Below are 21,517 nucleotides of genomic sequence, written 5' to 3' on the forward strand. Positions count from 1 at the left end.
CACTTAGGTTACCAACTTATAGCTGGGGAGATATCCCCTGTTATGATCAATAGTTGACCGTTTTTTAAATCAAAGATAGTTAGCCCAGCTCTTGGGCCCAGTATTTAGTGACGACATATTCATCTATGCCGTATTTAGAGCCTTCACGACCAAATCCAGATTGCTTGACGCCACCAAAGGGCGCAACCTCTGTCGATAAGATGCCTGTGTTTTGGCCCACCATGCCATAATCTAGCCCTTCACAGACGCGCCATGAACGGGCCAGGTCATTGCTATAAAAATAGGCAGCCAAGCCATAAATAGTGTCATTGGCATGCTTGATAACTTCTGCTTCATCACTGAAAGTAAAGATGGTACTGATTGGCCCAAAAATCTCTTCGTGAGCAATGTCCATATCTGCTGTGATGTCACTAATTACCGTCGGATTCATGGTCAAGGGTGAGATGTCATTCACATCACCCCCAGCCAGTAAGCTTGCGCCTTTATCTAACGCATCTTGTAATAAAGCGGTGACCTTATCTAGGGCGCCTTGGTTGATTAAAGGACCGATATCTACCCCCTCTTTTAGACCATCACCTATCGATAACTGGGCGACTTTTTGTAGATAAATGGCCAAAAACTGCTCTTTGATACTGTCTTGTACATAAATGCGGTTGGCACAGACACAGGTCTGACCGGCATTGCGGTATTTGGCTGCGATTAAGCCATCGGCCGCTTTTTCAAGATCGGCATCATCAAAGACGATAAAGGGTGCGTTACCGCCCAGTTCCAAAGACAGCTTTTTGATGGTGGGCGCACATTGTGCCATTAAGGTACGGCCCACCTCTGTTGAGCCGGTAAAAGACAATTTGTGCACGCGGTGGTCTTGCGTTAATACCCCGCCCACAACAGAGGACTTGCCAGTGACAATTTGTAGCACACCTTTTGGAATACCCGCTTGCAGCGCAAGCTCGCCTAATGCCAGTGCAGATAACGGGGTCTCAGTGGCAGGCTTGACAATCATGGTACAGCCGGCCGCTAAGGCAGGTGCCGCTTTGCGGGTAATCATGGCTGAGGGGAAGTTCCAAGGCGTGATGGCTGCGCAGACACCCACCGGCTGCTTTAGAACCGTAATACGCTGAGTGCTTTTGGTAGAGGGAATGACATCGCCATACACACGCTTGCCTTCTTCAGCAAACCAGCGAATAAAGCTGTTGGCATAGGTAATCTCGCCACGAGACTCTTTTAAGGGCTTACCCTGCTCAGCGGTCATTAATACCGCCAAGTCTTCGTGATTGTCATCAATCAGATCGGCCCATTTATGTAATAACTTGCCCCGCTCAGCTGCGGTAAGAGCAGCCCAAGCCACTTGAGCAGCTTCAGCATCAGTGACAGCTTGCTCAACTTGAGCTTGAGTTAGACTTGGCACAGTGCCGATTTGTTGGTTATTAAAGGGATTGGTCACCGCAATTTGGCTACCATCTTGGGCATCTACCCAGCCTTCGCCCAGTAGACAATGTGATTTTAATAATGCAGGATTTTTTAAACTTAACATAAAGACCTTCCTTGTCGCTTTGGGTAGCCAAGCTAGATGCTTGTGAGGGCAAACTGGCTACTTAATTAAATATCTACTTCATCAAGTGAATACCTATGCCTTCAAGACACAGTGTATGAGAATTTCCCTACTCTTCTTGGTTCAGTATATTGAATTTGTATTTCATATACAGGATGGTTTATTATAGGTTTAGTTTCCTTTAAATTGCAACCAAAAATTACATATAATTAGCCCTATTTTTATTGGTGAGTTATTGCCATCCGTATCCCTTTCAAATTAAATAACGACTCATCGTTACACACTTTCAATGACATATTGTCATTCCGCTCATTGAGCCGAGTAAGCTTGGATTACTTGAGTATTAAATAGGAAAATTCGACTTGAAAGACAATACCTCTAAGCCCTCTGTTAGCGTACCTGCCATAGATAAAATGTGCCTTATTTTGGATCTGATTACAGAAGCCAATTACCCACTTACCTCAGCTGAAATCGCGTCGCAATTGTCACTTCCCAAAAGTAGCACCCACAATATCTTGCAAAGTCTATTGGCCAAGCATTTGGTGTTTAAAGACCGTGACAACCGTTTTCATTTGGGGTCTTATCTGTTGTACTGGGCTGGCAAGTATGAAAAGCAGCACAGTATTATTGATGTCTTTCACGAGGTCATTGTCAATCACCCCACGCTATTGCAGCACACGGTGACCTTATCGAAGATTGATGGCAAGGAGGTGGTATTTTTAGCCTGCCATGAGTCGCCCGCCCCACTAGGTTTTACCTTTCGCTCAGGGGTGCGAGTACCTGCGCCTTTTTCTGCCACTGGCAAAGCCATGTTATCCACTTATGACAATAGCACCATAACTCAGCTGTTTGAGCAGCAGATGCCGGCGCCATATACCTCAAGAAGTGTGCAGCAATTAGATGTGCTACTTAAAGAGTTGCAGCAGGTGCGTGATACCGGCATCTCACTTGATGATGGTCAGCTGCGAGAGGGTATGTATTGTCTGGGAACCTGTGTGGTCGATACGGAAGGACAGCCGATTGCTGGTATGGCCATCAGCTTCGTTAAAGAGGAGTATGAAAAACAGCGCGAGGGCGTCAGCCAAGCCTTACTGGCCTTGGCCAAAGACATCTCCCAGCGCCTTGGCGTCAGCAGCCACTAATTCATTGCGCCAATAGCCAGCGCTTATGTGTTGACAGGCATGGACGCAGATATTTTGTCTACACGATATTCTGAGCCCGCAGCTGCTGTATCTTCTCATCGCTAAGTCCCATGCTATGTAATACCGCCTCAGTATCTGCGCCTAGCGCCGGCGGAGCACTATGGTAGCTCACCGGCGTCCCAGAGAGCTTTATCGGACTGCCTAAAGCGCGCACCGGACTACCCTCGAAGCTGACAATCATATCGCGAGCCTGCACCTGCGGCATTGCTAATGCCTCAGTGACATTATGAATAGGACCGCAAGGCACGCCGGCTTGCTGCAGCAGCTGTAGCCACTGCTCACGGGTTTTGGTCTTAAATACCGCTGTGAGTACTTGCTGTAAGCTTTCGCGGTTTTGCACTCGAGCAGGGTTAGTACTATATCGGTGGTCTTCATGCAGTGCTATTCCAATGACATCACACACTTTGGCAAATTGGCTGTCATTGCCACACGCCAAGATAAAGTGACTGTCATCACCTGTAGCATATACTTGGTAAGGCGTAATATTAGGATGGGCATTTCCCAATCTAGGCGGCGTCTTGCCTGAAGCCAAGTGATTCATACCGATATTGGCCAGCATCGCAATGGCACTATCGAGCAAGGCGACATCCACATGCTGTCCTTCACCTGTATTGGCGCGCGCCAAAAGCGCTGCTTGAATGCCCACAGTCAGCTGCAAGCCTGCGAACAAATCCACCACAGCCACGCCCACTTTGTGCGGCTCTCCATCGCTTGGGCCTGTGATGCTCATCAGCCCTGATAAGCCTTGAATGATATAGTCATATCCAGGTTTATGTGCCTCAGGCCCTGTCTGCCCAAAGCCGGTCAAGGAGGCATAAATCAGTCGATGATTGAGCGCTTTTAATGACTCATAATCTAGCCCGTATTTTTTTAACCCACCCACTTTGAAGTTCTCCACCAGCACATCACTGTCTTTTGCCAGCGCTTTAATCAGCTGCTGCCCCTCTGCTGTGGTGATGTCCACGGTGATTGACTTCTTATTGCGGTTGACAGTGGCAAAGTAGGCGGCGGTCTGCTCCCCTGTCTGCTCATCAGTGAAGCTTGGCGGATTCCAGTGCCGAGTTTCATCCCCAACCACAGGGCGCTCTACCTTGATAACCTCAGCACCTAAGTCTGCAAGAATTTGGGTACTAGACGGCCCTGCCAGCACTCGAGATAAATCCAAAACCTTAATACCGCTTAAGGCCTGTATGTTTTGCTCTGTGCGTCCTGACTCAGTTGATTCATTATGTAACATATCATCCCTTATGTCTGTTTTGGCGATAAAAAAAGCCGCCCTAAGTGGAGAGTGCTCCGCTAATGACAGCCGAAACAAAACCCTGCTTATGGCGGCCATTGCCTTCCATGTCTACTGCTATAAAACTATCTAACCAAAAGCTTGAATACCCGTCTGAGCACGGCCTAGAATAAGGGCATGTACGTCATGAGTGCCTTCATAAGTATTCACGGCCTCTAAGTTCATAACATGGCGAATCACATGGAATTCATCACTGATACCATTACCGCCGTGCATATCACGTGCCACACGAGCAATATTGAGCGCCTTACCACAGTTGTTGCGCTTAATCAGAGAAATCATCTCAGGCGCCGCATTATGCTCATCCATCAAGCGCCCTACTCGCAGCGCAGCTTGTAAGCCTAGAGCAATTTCAGTTTGCATATCGGCAAGCTTTAGCTGTACCAATTGAGTGGCGGCTAACGGACGGTTAAACTGTTTGCGATCTAGGGTATATTGGCGGGCCGCTTTCCAGCAAAACTCAGCTGCGCCCATTGAGCCCCAAGCAATGCCATAACGTGCTTTGTTTAGGCAACCAAACGGCCCTTTTAGACCACGAATGTCTGGAAAAGCATTTTCTTCAGGGACAAACACATCATCCATCACGATTTCACCAGTGATAGAGGCGCGCAGCGAGAATTTGCCTTCAATTTTAGGTGCTGATAAGCCTTTCATGCCTTTTTCTAATACAAAGCCGCGGATTTCACCCTCATCATCTTTGGCCCATACCACGAAGACATCGGCAATTGGACTGTTGGTAATCCACATTTTGCTGCCTTTAAGTTGATAGCCACCATCTACTTTTTTGGCACGAGTTTTCATTGAGCCAGGATCTGAGCCAGCGTCAGGTTCGGTTAAGCCAAAGCAGCCCACATACTCACCTGTTGCCAGTTTGGGCAGGTACTTTTCTTTTTGTGCCTCTGTGCCGTATGCCCAGATGGGATGCATCACTAGGCTTGACTGCACACTCATGGCGGAGCGGTAGCCTGAGTCGACTGCCTCTACTTCCTTGGCAATAACACCATAAGCCACACTCGATAGTCCGGCACAACCATACCCGTCAATGGTAACGCCAAGCAGACCCAGCTCGCCCATTTGACGCATGATATTGCGGTCAAAATTCTCATGACGGTTGGCCTGTAAAATTCCTGGCATAAGCTCGCTTTGACAAAAATCATGCGCCGATCTTTGCACCATCTGCTCTTCTTCTGTGAGTTGGTCATGTAATAAAAAAGGATCTGACCATTCAAAAGTAGGTCTGTGGGTGGCGTGGGCATTACTTGACATAACGAACTCCTTGTTTTTATCAACTGTCATTTATACAAATGGGCTTATTAAGAGTGCGAAATAAAAAAGCTAGATTACTTTACTTAAAGCTGCTAAACTTAATATGTTCCGCATAGTGAAACTGTGTTTCATTTAATGGATTAATTAAAACAGAATTGATTGAGTAAGTAAAGCAGTTTTGACAGCCATCGACTAAACAACAAATTATGTGGTTTATTATCAATGGTTTAACTGCTATTTAAAATAAATATAAGCGGCGATGACTACCTTATGACACACCCCAAAAAGCAACCAAATGGCTTAAATATAGCTGCTGTATCAGATCAGTCTGGCAGCGATCATGACCCACGCTTTTATAAAGAAACAGTATCTAATAAAGACATGGCATCTTTGCCGACCCTAAAACCATCAGCAAATATTGGTCTACTTGACAGCCTCAGCCGCAGTTTAGAGCATGCCAAAATAACGGATGACAAGGCTTTTATTACAGCACTTGGACGAGGACTGCTGTTGCTAAGTGCCTTTGAAGATGAGCAAGAGCTGACCCATCAGAGGCTGTGTGATAAGACTGCTTTGCCTAAAGCCACTGTCAGCCGCCTATTGCATACGTTGCAGCAGTTAAACTTTATCAAGCGCAATAGCAATGACAGCTATAAGCTTGGCAAAAACCTGCTCAAATTAAGCAGCAGTGTCTGGCAAGGGCAAGATATCGTTGAAGAGGCGATGCCGTTACTGCGAGAGTTTGCACTCAATCATCAGGTATCGGTCAATATTGCGACCGAAGATGAGGGCGAGATGCGTTATGTGGCGTGTTATCGCAGTCCAGCACGATTGGCGGTGAATCTGTCAGTGGGGTCAACGGTGCCACTTGAGAAGACGGCTTTAGGGCGGGCTTATTATGCTGCGATGACGCCATCTATGCAGCAGCAAGTGATAGATACTCTGCCCTATGCTGATGACTCTGAGCAAAAACTTGTGGCAATAAATAGGCTTAATCAGGCAGCTGATTTTTATCATCAGCACGGCTACAGCTTGTCCGATGGGGAGTACTCACCCGATATCTTGGCAGTGGCAATGCCGCTATACGACAGCATTCAGGGTAAATACACTCACGCCTTAAATGCCAGTGTTCCAAGGGCACTGTGGGAGGCCGACAGCTATATCAGTTATATTGTGCCGCACCTACAGGCTTTGGCCAAACAGATTGAGTCATTGTAAACAAAAGGGCTTTACCTTATTGATGTTAAGAAAAGAGATTAAACATAAAAAAAGAGTTGCCAGACATGTCTGACAACTCTTTTTTATTCAGTCAGTAAAAGCTTATTTAACTAAGCTGTTTACCGCCTCTACCACAGCTTCAGTAGTGATACCGAACTCTTTGTACAGCTCGCCTGCAGGAGCTGACTCACCATAAGTGATCATGCCAATCACTTTACCATCAAGACCCACAAACTTAAACCAATAGTCCACGTGTGCAGCTTCTACCGCAACGCGAGCACGAATGCTTGATGGTAATACTGCCTCACGATAGTCGCTGTCTTGCGCAGTGAATACTTCAGCACAAGGCATAGACACCACGCGCACACCCACACCATTTGCCGTTAATGTCTGGTATGCGTCCATCGCTAAGCTCACCTCTGAGCCTGTCGCAATGATAATGGCCTGAAGCTCAGACTGCTCTTTGGCCAGCACGTAACCCCCTTTAGCAATATTGGCCACTTGCTCGCTATCGCGTGCTTGGTGCGGCAAGTTTTGGCGGCTAAAGATCAGCGCAGATGGGTTGTTCTTAGCTTTTAGTGCTTCTGCCCAGGCCGTGGCCGACTCTGCGGTATCACAAGGACGCCATGTATGCAGATTTGGTGTGGTGCGCAGGCTGGTCAACTGCTCCACAGGTTGATGCGTAGGACCATCTTCACCCAGACCGATTGAGTCATGCGTATACACATGGATAACACGCTGTTTCATTAACGCGCCCATACGTACCGCATTGCGGGCATATTCCATAAACATTAAGAAAGTAGCGACGTAAGGAATAAAGCCGCCGTGTAACGCAATACCGTTAGCAATCGCGGTCATACCAAATTCACGCACGCCGTAATAGATGTAGTTACCATCAGCATCAGTTTCAATACCTTTAGCATCTTTGAACAAGGTCAAGTTAGACCCTGCTAAGTCTGCTGACCCCCCCATAATCTCTGGCAGTAGTGGCTGGAAAGCATTAATAGCATTGAAGCTGGCTTTACGGCTGGCGACGTTTTCACCCTGATCTTGGCACTGCTGGATGTATGCTTTGGCTTTTTGCTCAAAGTCAGCAGGCAATTCACCGCTTAGACGACGCTGTAGCTCCTCAGCAAGCTCTGGATAGGCTTTTTTATAGGCTTCAAAATCCGCTTCCCAGTTTTTCTGCTGGGCCTCACCTTTGGCTTTAGCATCCCAAGCTTGATACACTTCTTCATCGATTTCAAAAGGAGCGTGTGCCCAAGCAAGCTCGCCACGAGCCAATACGATTTCATCATCGCCCAGTGGCGCGCCATGGCTTGAAGCTTTGCCTTGTTTGTTGGGGCTACCCACACCAATAATGGTTTTACAGATGATTAAGCTGGGTTTACTGGTTTCAGCAATCGCTTGTTCCGTGGCTTTGGTAATAGCATCCGCGTCATGGCCATCAACCTTAATCACTTGCCAGCCATAGCTTTCAAAGCGCATTTGCGTGTCGTCAGTGAACCAGCCTTCTACGTTACCATCAATTGAGATGCCGTTGTCATCATAGAAGAATACCAACTTGCCCAAGCCCAAAGTGCCAGCAAGTGAGGCCACTTCATGGCTAATGCCTTCCATCAGACAGCCATCGCCTAAGAACGCATAGGTGTGGTGATCAATGATGTTGTGACCGTCACGGTTGAACTGAGCGGCCAATGTTTTTTCGGCAATAGCAAAGCCCACAGCATTGGCAATACCTTGACCCAATGGACCGGTCGTGGTTTCAACACCTGGCGTATAGCCAAACTCTGGGTGACCTGGGGTTTTTGAATGCAACTGACGGAAGTTTTTTAAATCATCAATGCTAACGTCATAACCCGTTAAATGCAGTAGCGAGTAAATCAACATTGAGCCATGACCATTTGATAACACGAAGCGGTCACGGTTTGGCCAATTTGGATCGGTTGGGTTGTGCTTTAAAAATTTACGCCACAATACTTCTGCAATATCTGCCATGCCCATCGGTGCGCCCGGATGCCCTGAGTTGGCTTTTTGAACCGCATCAAAAGAAAGCACACGAATGGCGTTAGCTAGTTTGCGTTCAGATATAGGTGTTGACATAAAAAATCCTAGGTTTTGGTGGTCTATTAAAACGAAAGGTTAATAGTGAGAGGAAAAACGACTAAAAATAAGCAATAAAAAACAAATGACTTAGCATCCTGTCACTCCTATGAATGGCAGGATGTCTCAAATTATACCAATAAAGTTGTCTTAGGCTGAAATAATCTCAGCACCGCCCATATAAGGACGCAGTACTTCTGGAATGGTGATGCTGCCATCCGCGTTTTGATGGTTTTCCATAATCGCCAATAAGGTGCGGCCCACAGCAAGCCCAGAGCCATTTAGGGTGTGTACAAGTTCAGTTTTTTTGCCTTCTTTTACACGGGTACCCATGCGGCGGGCTTGGAAGTCACCACAGTTTGAACAGCTTGAGATTTCACGGTAAGTATCTTGGCTAGGTACCCACACTTCGATGTCATAAGTACGCAGGGCGCTAAACCCCATATCGCCAGTACACAACTTAACCACCCGATACGGCAGCTGTAATTGCTGCAAGATATACTCAGCTTGGCCAGTCATTTGCTCAAGCAGCTCATCAGATTGTGCAGCGGTAGCGATATTGACCATTTCCACCTTTTCAAACTGATGCTGACGGATAAGGCCACGGGTGTCACGACCATGCGAGCCGGCCTCACTTCTAAAGCAAGGGGTATGTGCGGTAAATTTTAGCGGCAGCTCACTGGCATCTAGACGCTCACCACGTACCAAGTTGGTCATAGGCACTTCAGCGGTTGGGATCAGATAAAATCCCATTGCTTCATTGTTGGTGTGGTTGGTCAGCTTAAATAAATCTTCTTCAAATTTTGGCAGCTGGCCAGTACCCTCTAAGCTATCTGAGTTGACGATATATGGGACATAACACTCGGTATAACCGTATTTTACGGTATGCGTGTTGAGCATAAACTGGATAAGGGCGCGGTGTAATTGTGCCAATTGACCCTTTAATACGCTAAAGCGGCTACCCGTTAGCTTAGCAGCAGCAGCGAAGTCTAATTGACCCAAAGCCTCGCCTAAGTCGCTGTGTTCTTGGACCTTAAAGTCGAACTGACGCGGCGTGCCCCATTTACGCACTTCAACGTTATCTTCTTCAGAGCTGCCCTCTGGCACGTCATCGGCTGGAATATTTGGGATTTGTAATGCCGCTTGATTAATCTTGTCTTGTAGCGCTTTTAGCGACTCTTCAGCTTGTTTCATCTCGCTGCTGATATTTTGCATCTCAGCCAGTAGCTCAGTGGCATCTTCCCCATTTTTCTTGAGCACACCCACTTGCTTAGCCCCAGCATTACGCTTGGCCTGTAAATCTTCGGTGATCACCTGAAGCGATTTGCGCTGCGACTCCATCTGTTGCCAAAAATCCACATCCAGCTCATAGCCACGCTTGGCAAGCTTCTGTTTTAGCTCAGTTAAATCTTGGCGTAATAACTTAGGATCAATCATGCAACACCTTTTTTAGGAGATTAAGAGAGTAAGGTGACTATCATACCAAGACCGAGCATTTTTGACCACGTTTAAAGCGCTCTATGCACCCAATTAACCGATAAAAATCTGCTTTTTTGGTTTTTTTGACCCACCCTAGCCTATTTTTCGCCCACTGATTTTGACCACGCTTCAATCTATAACATCCCTCTTTTCGTCTTAGGCTATTTTTTGAGTACTTAAATCCGCCGATTACGTACTTAATCTTTGAATAAAAATTACAAGCACAGCTTGGGTTAAAAGTTTCAATTGCCCCCAGTTTTCGGTAAGATAGCAGGGTATCTATGACAGCTAGGCTTTGGTCTAAAAAAAGTCATACTCCTTTTATTATTATTTTGCCCAATTAACATCCTATTCGAGTAATTATATGGCTCTCTACCCTTACACGCTGCAACCTGTTGACATTAATTTGACTGAAGATGAATTTCAACAAGCACAATTTGAGTTGTTTGAAAAAAGTAATCCCTCATTTGGCCTAAATAGCATCAAACTCAAAGAGTGGATTGTGATGGCACTGGTGGTCATCGCAGCCGTTGCCGGCTTGGTTTTTGTGAAAGGCTACTCAACATTTATCTTCTATCTGATGTTAGTACTGGTCGTGGTATATCTGCTGGTGCGCACTGTCGGTATGAAATGGTATGTCAAACGCGAGTTTGAAAAACAAATGGCCGAACAAGAAATGCCAGAGGAAATGAAGCAGTTAAAATTGGGCGTGCAAAAACACGGTCTGGTTATGGCAATGCCAGCACCTAATGCCGGTATTCAGCCCAATATGTCAAAGGCAATGCGCGGCATGCAAATGCGTACAGCATCCACTCAGCAAGCTGTCATTCCTTGGAGTGCTGTCAAGAGCTGGGAGGAGACGGATGATTATATCTTTATGTTATTTGAAATGCAGGGGCAGCAAGGCAGCCAGATTATCCCAAAACGTCTGCAAGCACAAAAGTTCCCGATTGACACTGTGCGCACGCACCTACTAGAAGTCATTCCTCAAAAAGGGTTAAATCCTGTGGCTTTAGGTCAGCAGTAGCAACAGCAGATAACGTCTATTATCGTTAATCATAGCTAAATTAGCCTCTATTGGTCATGGACTAATTAATGCCTTAAGGCGGCCTTCTGGCTGCCTTTTTTATTGCCATTTTTAGCAGCCATTTATAGCGCATTGCCTGGTTCATTTTTTAGGTCATGTCTAAGTTTATATTTGTAAAAAACCCTTAACTTAATCTAGATTTTTGATTATGCTATAAACGTTTATTCACTATAACTATTAAGGATATAACACCACACCGCTATAGTTTTATAAAACCTATCAACACTATTAAAACGTTTCATTTAACTAATACAGTTAACTTTGCTACTATTAACAGTACGGAATAGGAGCGCTTCTAGCCTCTTTCATTTGGACTTCGCTGTCGTTGTTTATAGCAAGTCGTTTATAGAAAGTCACCTCAAAGCTGAGATAGCTTAGAGCAGTCTTTCAACAATTAAAATTTAATCACTTAACACTCACAAAAAAAAGGATAATAACTATGACTACCAATCAAATCGGCCTAGAAAAAAAAGACATGTCAGCTGTCATCGATAAACTAAACAATCTATTGTCAAGCTACCATGTATTTTATATTAATGTGCGTGGCTACCACTGGAACGTAAAAGGCGAGCACTTCTTCTCACTACATCAAAAATTTGAAGAGCTATATACCAGCTTACAACTTCAAATCGACGAAATCGCTGAACGTGTATTAACTCTAGGCGGCACGCCACTACATGCCTATAGCGACTTTGCTCAGCACAGCAGCATCAAAGAGCACAAAAACGTCTTTAACGGCAAAGAATGCGTTAAAGGTCTGGTAAGTGGTTTACAAGAGCTTATTGAAGAGCAGCGCCAAGTATCTGCAGTAGCAGAAGAAGCTGAAGACCAAGGTACCGCTGATTTAGTGGATGAGTATGTACAGCAGCAAGAAAAACTGGTTTGGATGTATAACGCTTTCTTAGGCTAACCCACTGTCTAGACTAAGCTAGTGTGTCACTTAGTGACAAGCCAGTTTTACTAACACCAAAATCCCCGCTCACTGAGCGGGGATTTTTGTTATCTAATGACAATAATCTTCTTGTTAACAGGCCTTACATTAAGAAGAAGTAGGCCCAGCAGGCCACGACAATAGAGGCAACGATATTTAAAACCAGACCAACCCGCACCATCTCAGATTGCTTGATCAGGCCGGTACCAAATACAATGGCGTTTGGCGGTGTGGCAACAGGCAACATAAAGGCACACGAGGCACCAATACCGATAATAAGGACGAGCACTTCTTTTGGCAGACCCATTTGCTCAGCAATGGCCACAAACACAGGGACCAGTAGTGCCGCCGAAGCGGTGTTCGAAGCAAACTCCGTTAAAAAGATAATAAAGGCAGAAACCGCCAGCAGCACTAGGAATAAAGGTGTGGTCATTAGTGCCTGTGCGACGGTTTCCCCCATGACTAGTGAGGCGCCTGAAGTTTTTAAAACGTTAGATAACGCAATACCGCCCCCAAATAGCATGAGCACGCCCCAGTCGGTATTATCGGATACTTGTTTCCAAGATACCAACCCTAAGCTGACCACAGCCACCGCTGCCGACAAGGCAATAATAGAATCCATGTCACTAATATCTAGCATCTCACCTAACTTATTACCAAATATCCATGATAAAGCGGTGACTAAGAATACAATAATAGTAATGACTCTAGGCTTAGTCCAAGGAATATCAGGCTGATCTACGCTACTGATACGCACATTAAGATTGGGCTTTAACACCAGATACATAGCGCCCAATAACAGAGGCGTCAAAATAAAGGTAATGGGTAAACCAAACTTCATCCAATCTACAAAAGAGATGTCTAAAGCTTTGGCCGCAATGGCGTTCGGCGGTGACCCCACAATGGTTCCTAGACCACCCAAACTTGCCGAATAAGCGATACCTAACAGGACAAACACGAAGGTGCCACGGTCTTTTTGACGATCAACTTGGGATAGCATACCAATGGCCAGCGGTAACATCATCGCCGCAGTTGCGGTATTTGAAATCCACATAGATAGCATCGCTGTAGCAATGAATATAAGCACTACTGCGTTGCCTAAACGCCCACCGGACATTGAGATTAAACCCAAAGCAATTTTTTCATCCAGCTTTTGTACATGCAGTGCCGCAGCCAATGCAAAGCCACCAAAGAACAGATAAATGGTGGGATTAGCAAAGCTTGATAAAGCAGTTTTGGTATCAAACTCAGGAATACCAATGGCGACCCCAACGATCACTACTAAAATGGCTGTGATGGTCACATGCAGCGCTTCGGTTAACCATAAAATACCAATAAATACCAATAGGCTCAGACCCTTATTAACGTTGGCTTCAAAAGGCAATACATTAAATAGCATCACGCTAATAAGAGCAGCAATCGCTGTGATAACCAGTCCCTTTACGGTGCCTTTAGGAAAGGTATCGGTAAATAGATACTCATTGCCATCATGGGGCAGATGCCCATCTAAGGGATCGTTGGGCCCTTTGGGCGTAATATTCGGATCGGACATAAAATCTCCTTATAAATGTAAGCCCAAATGTGTCATTACGGGCAAAAGAGTAATCGTGGTAATAAATCACTCAAATATCAAAAATACAACAGTTAAATGGCGTAGGCAAAAATAAGCGGCTATAAAAAAACAAGGCACTCATAACAAAAAATAATAGGTTAATTGTTGCTAAATATTTCTATATAGCTACTATTATAGCTAAGTGTATAAGAATTGAAAAAAAATTTATATAGGCTTGACGATTAACGGCTTTGTTATAACAAAAAGCGCAGGTTAATTTGCCCATTAAGGACAGGCTACTTGGATTTCATAAGCTTAAAATATAGTCAATATTAGGATGCCCTGTGACCTCTCATTCCAACACCTCATCTATCGAACACCAGTCCCAACATGACTGGGCACAAGGATTCAAAAAAAGCATACCTGTCGCCATGGGGTACTTACCTGCCGGTATAGCCTTTGGGGTATTAGCTCAAGTGGCCGGCCTTCCTTTTTGGGCCACCATCATGTTAAGTGTGCTGCTTTATGCCGGTGCCGCTCAATATGCTTGCCTGCCTATGCTCAGTGCCGGTATGCCCATTGGTAGTATGGCCACCAACATTGCCGCCATTAATTTGCGTCACGTCTTTTATGGCATGCCCCTATTACAATCTTTGCCCGATAACAAGCTGGCCAAGACTTACTGTCTGTTTGCGCTTACCGACGAGACCTTCTCCGTCATGACCAGCTTGCCTCAACCCTTGCGCAAGACTTTAATGCTACCTATTAGCCTTTTTAACCAAAGCTGGTGGGTAGTAGCAGGTGGCATCGGCTTCATACTCGGCGGCACCCTAAGCGACTTAATCCCCAATTTGGATTTTGCGTTGGTGTGCTTATTTGCCATCTTGGCCTATGAACAGTTTCAAAGCATCAAACGCTATTTTCCTATTGGCATTGCCATCTTATCTTTAATCATTGCCTCGCAATTTACCAGCAGCTGGGTACTGTTAATGGCCATTACGCTGTGTATGTTATTTATCTTAGTACGTGGATTTTGGGCAGCGCAGCATCCCCCCGAAATAACCCATAAAAAAGGAGATGGCCATGAGCAGTAGCTATCTGATTTTTGCCACGTTAGCGATGGCCGGGGTGACCTTTATCACTCGGGCGCTGCCTGCATTAATTCCTAGACGGCTGCTGGACACACCTTGGCTGCATAGACTCAATGAAAGCTTACCGCTATCGGTGATGGTATTGCTGATTTTAACCAGCTTATCTTATCAGGATATTTCAGCCAAAACTGGGCTGCACAGTGGCGAGCTGCACCTACTTTTGGCACAAATTGGTGCATTAATATTGGTGCTGCTGGTATATCACATCAGTCGTCAATTGTTGGTGAGCATGGTGGTAGGCATCGCTGCTGTCAATGGGCTGCTGCGGTTATTTGCACACCTTTTAAGCTAATATTTGGCCATATTCCAAAGCTTTTTAGGTCAACTGTTAGCGTTTATTTGTCCCTAATTCGGCTCTTATTTGGCCTCATACAATCTGTCGCCATAGCCAATTATAAGTTATCTATTTTCTATATAAGCCATTGATACATAACCTTTATCTATCATGGTAATCAAAACCTTTTATTCAGCTTAATTATTTTTTTAACTGTGCTATGGTATAAGGCTTAACTTGTTTAAGACCTCTTTTTAGGATGATATACGTATGACTGTCTCTACTCGTCAAGAAAGCGACCTTCTGGGCAATCGTGATATTCCCGCTGATGCTTATTATGGCATTCAAACCCTACGTGCCTTTGAAAACTTCCCCATCAGTGGTGTGCGCTTGCACCAATTTGCCCCATTTATCAGAGCCTTTGCTACCGTAAAAAAAGCGGCAGCCATTACCAACCATAAAGTAGGCGTATTGGATGAGAAAATTAAAGATGCCATCTGCGCCGCTTGTGATGACTTAATTGCAGACAAATACCACGATCAATTTATTATTGATATGTTCCAAGGTGGGGCTGGTACCTCAACCAACATGAACGTTAATGAGGTAATTGCCAACCGTGCGTTAGAGATTATGGGTCACAACAAAGGCGAGTATCAGTATTTACATCCGAATAACCACGTAAACCTGTCACAATCGACCAACGACTCCTACCCCACCGCCTTAAAGCTGGCACTAGATCACTACTGTGAACGCTTACTTGCTAAGATGGACATCCTGCTTGAGAGCTTCTTAAATAAAAAGCAAGCCTTAGGCGATCGCTTAAAGATGGGACGCACTCACTTACAAGATGCTGTGCCAATGACAGCGGGACAAGAGTTCAATGCCTTTGCCACCATGATTAAGGCTGAAAAAAAGCGCATTGAGCAAGTGCGGGAGCTGTTGTATGAGATTAACATGGGTGCCACTGCCATCGGTACCGGCATTAATGCGCCATCTAATTATCCTGAAACCTGTGCTGAGGTTCTAAGGCAGCTTACGGGTAAACCCTATTACACCTCAGATGACTTGGTACAAGCCACCCAAGATACCAGTGTCTATGTCGCACTATCAGGTAACTTGCGCCTACTCGCTACCCGGTTATCAAAGATTGCCAATGACATTCGCTTGCAATCTTCTGGACCGCGCGCCGGCCTAGGACAATACCGCATTCCGCAAATGCAGCCTGGTAGCTCTATCATGCCTGGTAAGGTTAACCCTGTCATTCCAGAAGTGGTCAACCAAGCGTGTTTTCATGTGATGGGTATTGACCACACCATTGCTATGGCATCAGAGGCGGGACAATTGCAGTTGAACGTGTTTGAACCTGTGATGGCGTTCAACTTATTCACCGGCCTATCTATGATGGGTAATATCTGTGAAACCTTTGCGACTCGCTGTATCGATGGTATTGAGATGAATGAAGATTATTGTCGTCAGCAAGTGCTGAGCAATATTGGTCTGGTCACAGCGCTTAACCCGCATTTGGGCTATGAAGTTTCGACAAGAATTGCCAAAAAGGCGCAAGAAAGTGGCGGCAGTGTGTACAACATAGTACTAGAAGAAAAACTGTTAGATCAGTCCACACTTGATAAGATTATCTCACCTGAAAACATGGTGTATCCGCTGCTAAAAAATAAAGCTTAAATCGATTCTGCAACAACAGGCACAAAAAGGCAGATTATCTATTGATAATCTGCCTTTTTTTAAGTAGCCTATTTTACTTTAATAACCTTCAAGGACTTGGTCTATGAAAAAGATTCTGGCAGCTTCAGCTATGATGGCAACTTTGGCACTATCAGGCTGCGCTTCAACAGGTACAAGTAGCACAACCAATGCAGGCAATGCCGTGGGTACAGCTACTAACGTGGGCATGAATATTTTTAAATCCGCAGTAGATGCTCAGTGCCGTAGCGAGCTTGAAAAACAAAGCGCTTGGCGCTTGGCCCGTGTGGCAATGACACCTGAGCAAGAACAAGCCGCTGAAACCAAAATCTGTGGCTGCGTCAGTGAGCAAGCCCCGCAGCAAGTGACTGTGGTTGATATGACCAATGCCGCTTTAGACCCTACCTATCGTGCGCAGTTGGTGACAAAAGTGGTCGCCAAATCCTTACAAACTTGCTATACCAACCTGACTAAATAAGGCGTTATACAGCACTGCTCTTATAGCCGAAATAAAAAAGAGAGACGTCAACACGCCTCTCTTTTGTTTTTCTCTGTTTTTTTCTTTAAACGTTAGTTTTTAATCCCTGTCCTATATTAAACCACCAAGTCGCCTTCAATCACAGTCTCATCACTGCCCGTTTCCAAGCCTTTACGACCGTGCCCCTTATATTGCTCAGTGATAAATCTGCTTTGAGCTCGTTGATCTGCCAAATTAAAGTGGCTTAACTGTTGATATAAATTTACCACATCACCCATAATCAGTAAGGCCGGCGTCGGTAGCTTGGCCATGGCTTGCTTTGAAGCGATATCTTGTAAGGTGCCAATTAACACTTGCTGCGTCGGTAAGCTTGCGTGACTGACTACAGCAAACGGTGTCAGTTGGTCTCGCCCTGCTTGCATCAAGCCCTCCGTAAGTCCGGCCAGACGATTCAACCCCATATACAGCACGACTGTTTGAGAAGGTTCTAGCATCTCACTATAGTCTTGATTTGGACAATTGGTTTTTTTAAAAGCCGTCACAAATTTGACGGACTGCGCACATTGTCTGTGAGTTAAGGGAATACCCGTACTACTCGCAGCAGCACTAGCAGCGGTAACCCCAGGTATCGACTCAAAATACACCCCATTATCAACCACAGCCTGCAACTCTTCACCGCCTCGGCCAAAGATAAAAGGATCGCCGCCTTTTAAACGAACCACGCAATTACCAGCTTGAGCATAACGCACTAACAGCTGATTAATATCCGCTTGTGGCATCGCATGATTATTACAGCGTTTACCAACAAAAACCTTAGTTGCGCTAGGATGACACAAGTCTAAAACGTCCTGTGATACCAAGCTATCATAAAGAACGACATCCGCTTGCTGCATGACACGATAAGCTTTTAGAGTGAGTAATTCAGGATCACCAGACCCTGCCCCTACCAAATATACGGCACCTTTTGTTGCGGGATTTGAGACATCGTCAGGTCTTGTTAACTTATTTTTTAAAGCAGATTGTGACAGGGTAGGATCTAGCTGTATCGCCTTGGTCATGCTGGGTATGCTCCTGGCATCTTAAAATGTAGTGTGACTCATACTAAGTATGCTGCAACTAACATGCCAGGTTCATTGATATACGCTCGCTAAGCTAAGAGCGCTTATAATCCCCTTAAGCAAAACCTTAAGCCAAAGCCGCTTCTTTAATGGGGCTGTGCGCTTTAATCAACTCGTTGATCTGGCCCACACATGAGCCACAGTTGGTTCCCGCTTGACATAATTTGCCAACGTCACTGGCATCGTTACACCCATGAGAGGTAATGGCATCAATGATGGTATTTTCGCCCACCCCCATACACGCACAGACTAAACGGCCTGGATCCACATAGCCGCTTGCCGGCCTTCCTGCTAGCAACCATTTAACCGAAGGCACTTTGCTCATATCTGCAAAACAGCTGTTTAACCAATGAATACTGGGCAGTTGCTCTCGCTTAGGAGCGATATAAATCGTCATGATTAAATGCTGTTTAGCAGTGTCAACAGTAGGATTTTTTGTATCTGCATTTTGACGAACCACAAAGCGTAACTGTTTATCAGACTCACTCATCATCATACTGCTGTTTAGTGAGTTTGTAGCTGCCATAGGCTTATGTTTGGTACTTTTAGCAATCCGTGCTACAAAATCTTGCCAATATGCTAAGGTTAACCACTCACTGCCGACAGACTCACTACCTGTCGCTAAATGAATTAACACGCTGTCTTGTTGACGACTGATACTCCAAATGAGTTTTGGCACCCCTGCTTTATCTTGTTGCGATGACAGTTGACGTAATTGCACCAATACAGCCTCTAGCCAATCTAAATGCACTAAAATACGGCCAAAAGTAGTTATGTTGACGGGTGTGACCATTATTGCTGAGTTTTTCAGCTCAGGCTGTGACGATATTGGATCAACTTTCGTGGGTATTACCGTCCCTACTCTGGCCAAGTTTGCAAAAGCATCACTCCAGTGCATGGGCATAAAGGCATCCCCCATACGCACCTCATCACTGACTGCAACTTGTGCCATTACTTTTGAAGCTTGGGTCTTAAAGTCTGTCTGTGCACCAATACAGACAAAGTCATTATCAAGGACGCCTAGATTTTTAGCGGCCTTAGGATGGAGCGTTAACGTAGGTACAGATTGCTGCTGGTTCAACTTAGGCGCTAAAGCTGTTCGCGTCATGGTGTGCCATTGATCACGCAGTCTGCCTGTAATTAATCGCAAAGGAAGGCTGGTATTATCACTGGGCACTATATGTACACCATCTGCGGACAGAAACTTATTAACAGCACCGGCTTGTTTGGGCGGTGTAATGGCGATAAGACTCGGTGCTTTATGCTTAAAATTAGCATGGACAACATCAATATGTTTTCCCCCCCATTGTAGCGGCTGCATAGATTCATAAGGCTGGCCATGAGCGGCTATCTCGGCCAATAAATCCAGCTGGCGAGGATAGTTATGCTGTTGATAGCTGGTTAAGGCGGCATGCTCCAAAAAAATTTCACTAGGATCATTGTATTCAAACCCTTTAAATCCCATGCGTTTTGCCACTTGAGCAAAAATCCACCAGTCCGGTTTTGACTCACCCACAGCTGGCATAAGGCTGCGTTGACGAGAGATTCGGCGTTCAGAATTGGTCACACTCCCAGATTTTTCACTCCATCCTTGCGCGGGCAAAACTATATCTGCGCAGCGTATGGTATCACTGTCTTTTGAACACTCTGAGACGATAACTAGGTCGCACTCGGCCAAAGCCTTTTTAAATTTATCTGCTTCTGGCAAGCTTACCACTGGGTTGGTGGCCACAATCCAAATGGCTTTTATGTTACCTGATAATATGGCATCGGCAGCATCACAGGCTTTGATACCGGTATTGGCTCTAATCGACTCAGGCGACTGCCAAAACTCAGCAACCGCTTGGCGATGCTCAGCATTGTCCAGCTCTAAATGCCCCGCCAATAGATTAGCTAAGGCGCCTACTTCACGCCCGCCCATGGCATTGGGCTGACCAGTTAATGAAAAAGGACCGGCACCAGGCTTGCCAACACGTCCCGTTAATAAATGGCTATTGATTATGGCATTCACCTTATCCGTCCCACTACTGGACTGGTTCACCCCCATACTAAATGCAGAGACGGTCTTGCTGTTGGCGGCAACCAGCTGATAAAACTGTTCAACTTGCTCGACCGTCAGCTTGGTAGCACTGGCCACGGCTTGCAGTGTCCAAGCTTCAGCAGCAGCCAATGCTGCCTCTAAGCCTTCGCACTTTGCGGCGTAACTGGCATCTTTATGGCCATTGTCTGTTAAGTATTTAAGCAAACCGTTATATAAATGGGTATCAGTCCCCGGTGCTAAAGGCAGGTGTAAATCTGCAAACTCACATGAGTCTGTGCGCCTAGGGTCTATCACCACCAGCTTTTTATTAGGATTTTCTTGTTTGGCTTTTAAAAATCGGCCAAATAATATGGGGTGACACCAAGCCATATTAGAGCCTACCAATACCAACAAATCACAATCTTCAAAGTCGGTATAACTGCCCGGAACCAAATCTGCTCCGAACGCTCTTTTATGCCCGGCCACCGCCGATGACATACACAATCTAGAATTTGAGTCGATATTATTGCTCCCAATAAAGCCTTTCATTAGCTTATTGGCGACATAATAATCCTCAGTTAGTAGTTGCCCCGACACATAAAACATTACGCTTTGGGGGCCATGTTCTGTGATGGTACGGCTTAAACGATGGGCCACATCATCAAGCACCGTCTCCCAATCTACGGCTTTTATTACCGTATCGTTATCTACTAATGTCGATAAGGTTGTTAGGGATGGGCTAGGAGATAGGCCATTCATAGCCGCCAGTTTGTCTTGATAATAAGGATGGGTCAAGCGACGTTCTACGCCCAAGGTTTCAGCCAGATTGCTGCCCTTAGAGCACAGTTTACCGAAATTGGCCGGATGCTGTGGATCACCTTTAACCGTGACTTTAGCTGTTGAGTTATCTACGCTGGCCAATACCCCACAGCCTACGCCGCAGTAAGGACAAGTCGTGCGAACCGTACGTATAGAATCATGACTGGCGGGTGCAACATGGGCGTCATTGTCGAGAAATAAGGTCTTAATCTTATTCACACTGGGGGTCACTTCAACGAAATTGGTTTGACTGTTTTTGATAATATTCT

The 21,517-nt window shown here is 45.5% G+C and carries 16 protein-coding genes; 8 read left to right on the plus strand and 8 right to left on the minus strand.

From position 1 onward, the window contains the following. Nucleotides 1-79: 79 nt before the first annotated feature. Complete coding sequence (locus MN210_RS08030) at nucleotides 80-1,534, minus strand: NAD-dependent succinate-semialdehyde dehydrogenase (RefSeq protein WP_011960755.1); 1,455 nt, start codon at nucleotides 1,532-1,534, stop codon at nucleotides 80-82. Nucleotides 1,535-1,914: 380 nt separating this feature from the next. Between MN210_RS08030 and MN210_RS08035 the strand changes: the two genes are divergently transcribed. Next, a complete protein-coding gene (locus MN210_RS08035) occupies nucleotides 1,915-2,694 on the plus strand; it encodes an IclR family transcriptional regulator domain-containing protein (protein ID WP_011960756.1) in 780 nt (259 codons plus the stop codon). 58 nt (nucleotides 2,695-2,752) lie between these two features. Here MN210_RS08035 and MN210_RS08040 read toward each other — a convergent pair whose 3' ends face one another. Then, the gene (locus MN210_RS08040) at nucleotides 2,753-3,991 is read right to left on the minus strand and encodes a CaiB/BaiF CoA transferase family protein (protein WP_338412017.1); all 1,239 of its coding nucleotides are present in this window, start codon (nucleotides 3,989-3,991) and stop codon (nucleotides 2,753-2,755) included. A 129-nt stretch (nucleotides 3,992-4,120) separates the two neighbouring features. Then, a complete protein-coding gene (locus MN210_RS08045; RefSeq protein ID WP_110816705.1) occupies nucleotides 4,121-5,317 on the minus strand; it encodes an acyl-CoA dehydrogenase in 1,197 nt (398 codons plus the stop codon). A 270-nt stretch (nucleotides 5,318-5,587) separates the two neighbouring features. Between MN210_RS08045 and MN210_RS08050 the strand changes: the two genes are divergently transcribed. Continuing rightward, nucleotides 5,588-6,535 carry an IclR family transcriptional regulator gene (locus MN210_RS08050; RefSeq protein ID WP_338412018.1) on the plus strand — a complete coding sequence of 316 codons (948 nt, stop codon included), beginning with the start codon at nucleotides 5,588-5,590 and terminating at the stop codon, nucleotides 6,533-6,535. Between the two features lie 102 nt (nucleotides 6,536-6,637). Here the strand turns inward: MN210_RS08050 and tkt are convergent, their stop codons facing one another. Both tkt and serS read right to left on the minus strand, forming a co-directional pair. After that, nucleotides 6,638-8,638: a transketolase gene (gene tkt, locus MN210_RS08055; RefSeq protein ID WP_338412019.1), complete on the minus strand. Its 2,001-nt coding sequence runs from the start codon at nucleotides 8,636-8,638 to the stop codon at nucleotides 6,638-6,640. Between the two features lie 150 nt (nucleotides 8,639-8,788). Then, entirely contained in the window at nucleotides 8,789-10,075 is a 1,287-nt protein-coding gene (serS, locus tag MN210_RS08060; protein WP_110816708.1) for a serine--tRNA ligase, read from the minus strand. A gap of 406 nt (nucleotides 10,076-10,481) precedes the next feature. On the opposite strand from serS, the gene MN210_RS08065 reads away from it, so the two are divergent. Beyond that, nucleotides 10,482-11,144 carry a YcxB family protein gene (locus MN210_RS08065; protein WP_241878182.1) on the plus strand — a complete coding sequence of 221 codons (663 nt, stop codon included), beginning with the start codon at nucleotides 10,482-10,484 and terminating at the stop codon, nucleotides 11,142-11,144. Between the two features lie 499 nt (nucleotides 11,145-11,643). Further along, complete coding sequence (locus MN210_RS08070) at nucleotides 11,644-12,114, plus strand: Dps family protein (RefSeq protein WP_011960763.1); 471 nt, start codon at nucleotides 11,644-11,646, stop codon at nucleotides 12,112-12,114. A 124-nt stretch (nucleotides 12,115-12,238) separates the two neighbouring features. Here the strand turns inward: MN210_RS08070 and MN210_RS08075 are convergent, their stop codons facing one another. Continuing rightward, entirely contained in the window at nucleotides 12,239-13,687 is a 1,449-nt protein-coding gene (locus MN210_RS08075) for an SLC13 family permease (RefSeq protein ID WP_338412020.1), read from the minus strand. 344 nt (nucleotides 13,688-14,031) lie between these two features. On the opposite strand from MN210_RS08075, the gene MN210_RS08080 reads away from it, so the two are divergent. The 4 genes from MN210_RS08080 to MN210_RS08095 all read left to right on the plus strand — a co-directional run bounded on the left by MN210_RS08080 (nucleotide 14,032) and on the right by MN210_RS08095 (nucleotide 17,291). Next, nucleotides 14,032-14,781, plus strand: coding sequence for an AzlC family ABC transporter permease (locus tag MN210_RS08080; RefSeq protein ID WP_162522637.1), 750 nt, complete (start codon nucleotides 14,032-14,034; stop codon nucleotides 14,779-14,781). Next, a complete protein-coding gene (locus MN210_RS08085) occupies nucleotides 14,771-15,130 on the plus strand; it encodes an AzlD domain-containing protein (protein ID WP_011960766.1) in 360 nt (119 codons plus the stop codon). Before MN210_RS08080 ends, MN210_RS08085 begins: the two co-directional genes overlap by 11 nt. A gap of 252 nt (nucleotides 15,131-15,382) precedes the next feature. Next, complete coding sequence (locus MN210_RS08090) at nucleotides 15,383-16,795, plus strand: aspartate ammonia-lyase (RefSeq protein WP_338412021.1); 1,413 nt, start codon at nucleotides 15,383-15,385, stop codon at nucleotides 16,793-16,795. Between the two features lie 103 nt (nucleotides 16,796-16,898). After that, on the plus strand, nucleotides 16,899-17,291 hold the full coding sequence (locus MN210_RS08095; protein ID WP_241878187.1) for a hypothetical protein: 393 nt from the start codon (nucleotides 16,899-16,901) through the stop codon (nucleotides 17,289-17,291). A 116-nt stretch (nucleotides 17,292-17,407) separates the two neighbouring features. Here the strand turns inward: MN210_RS08095 and cobA are convergent, their stop codons facing one another. Further along, nucleotides 17,408-18,349, minus strand: coding sequence for a uroporphyrinogen-III C-methyltransferase (gene cobA / locus MN210_RS08100; protein ID WP_338412022.1), 942 nt, complete (start codon nucleotides 18,347-18,349; stop codon nucleotides 17,408-17,410). A 127-nt stretch (nucleotides 18,350-18,476) separates the two neighbouring features. Continuing rightward, entirely contained in the window at nucleotides 18,477-21,467 is a 2,991-nt protein-coding gene (locus MN210_RS08105; RefSeq protein ID WP_338412023.1) for a molybdopterin-dependent oxidoreductase, read from the minus strand. Between the last annotated feature and the right edge of the window lie 50 nt (nucleotides 21,468-21,517).

Source organism: Psychrobacter raelei (genome assembly GCF_022631235.3).
GTDB lineage: Bacteria > Pseudomonadota > Gammaproteobacteria > Pseudomonadales > Moraxellaceae > Psychrobacter > Psychrobacter raelei.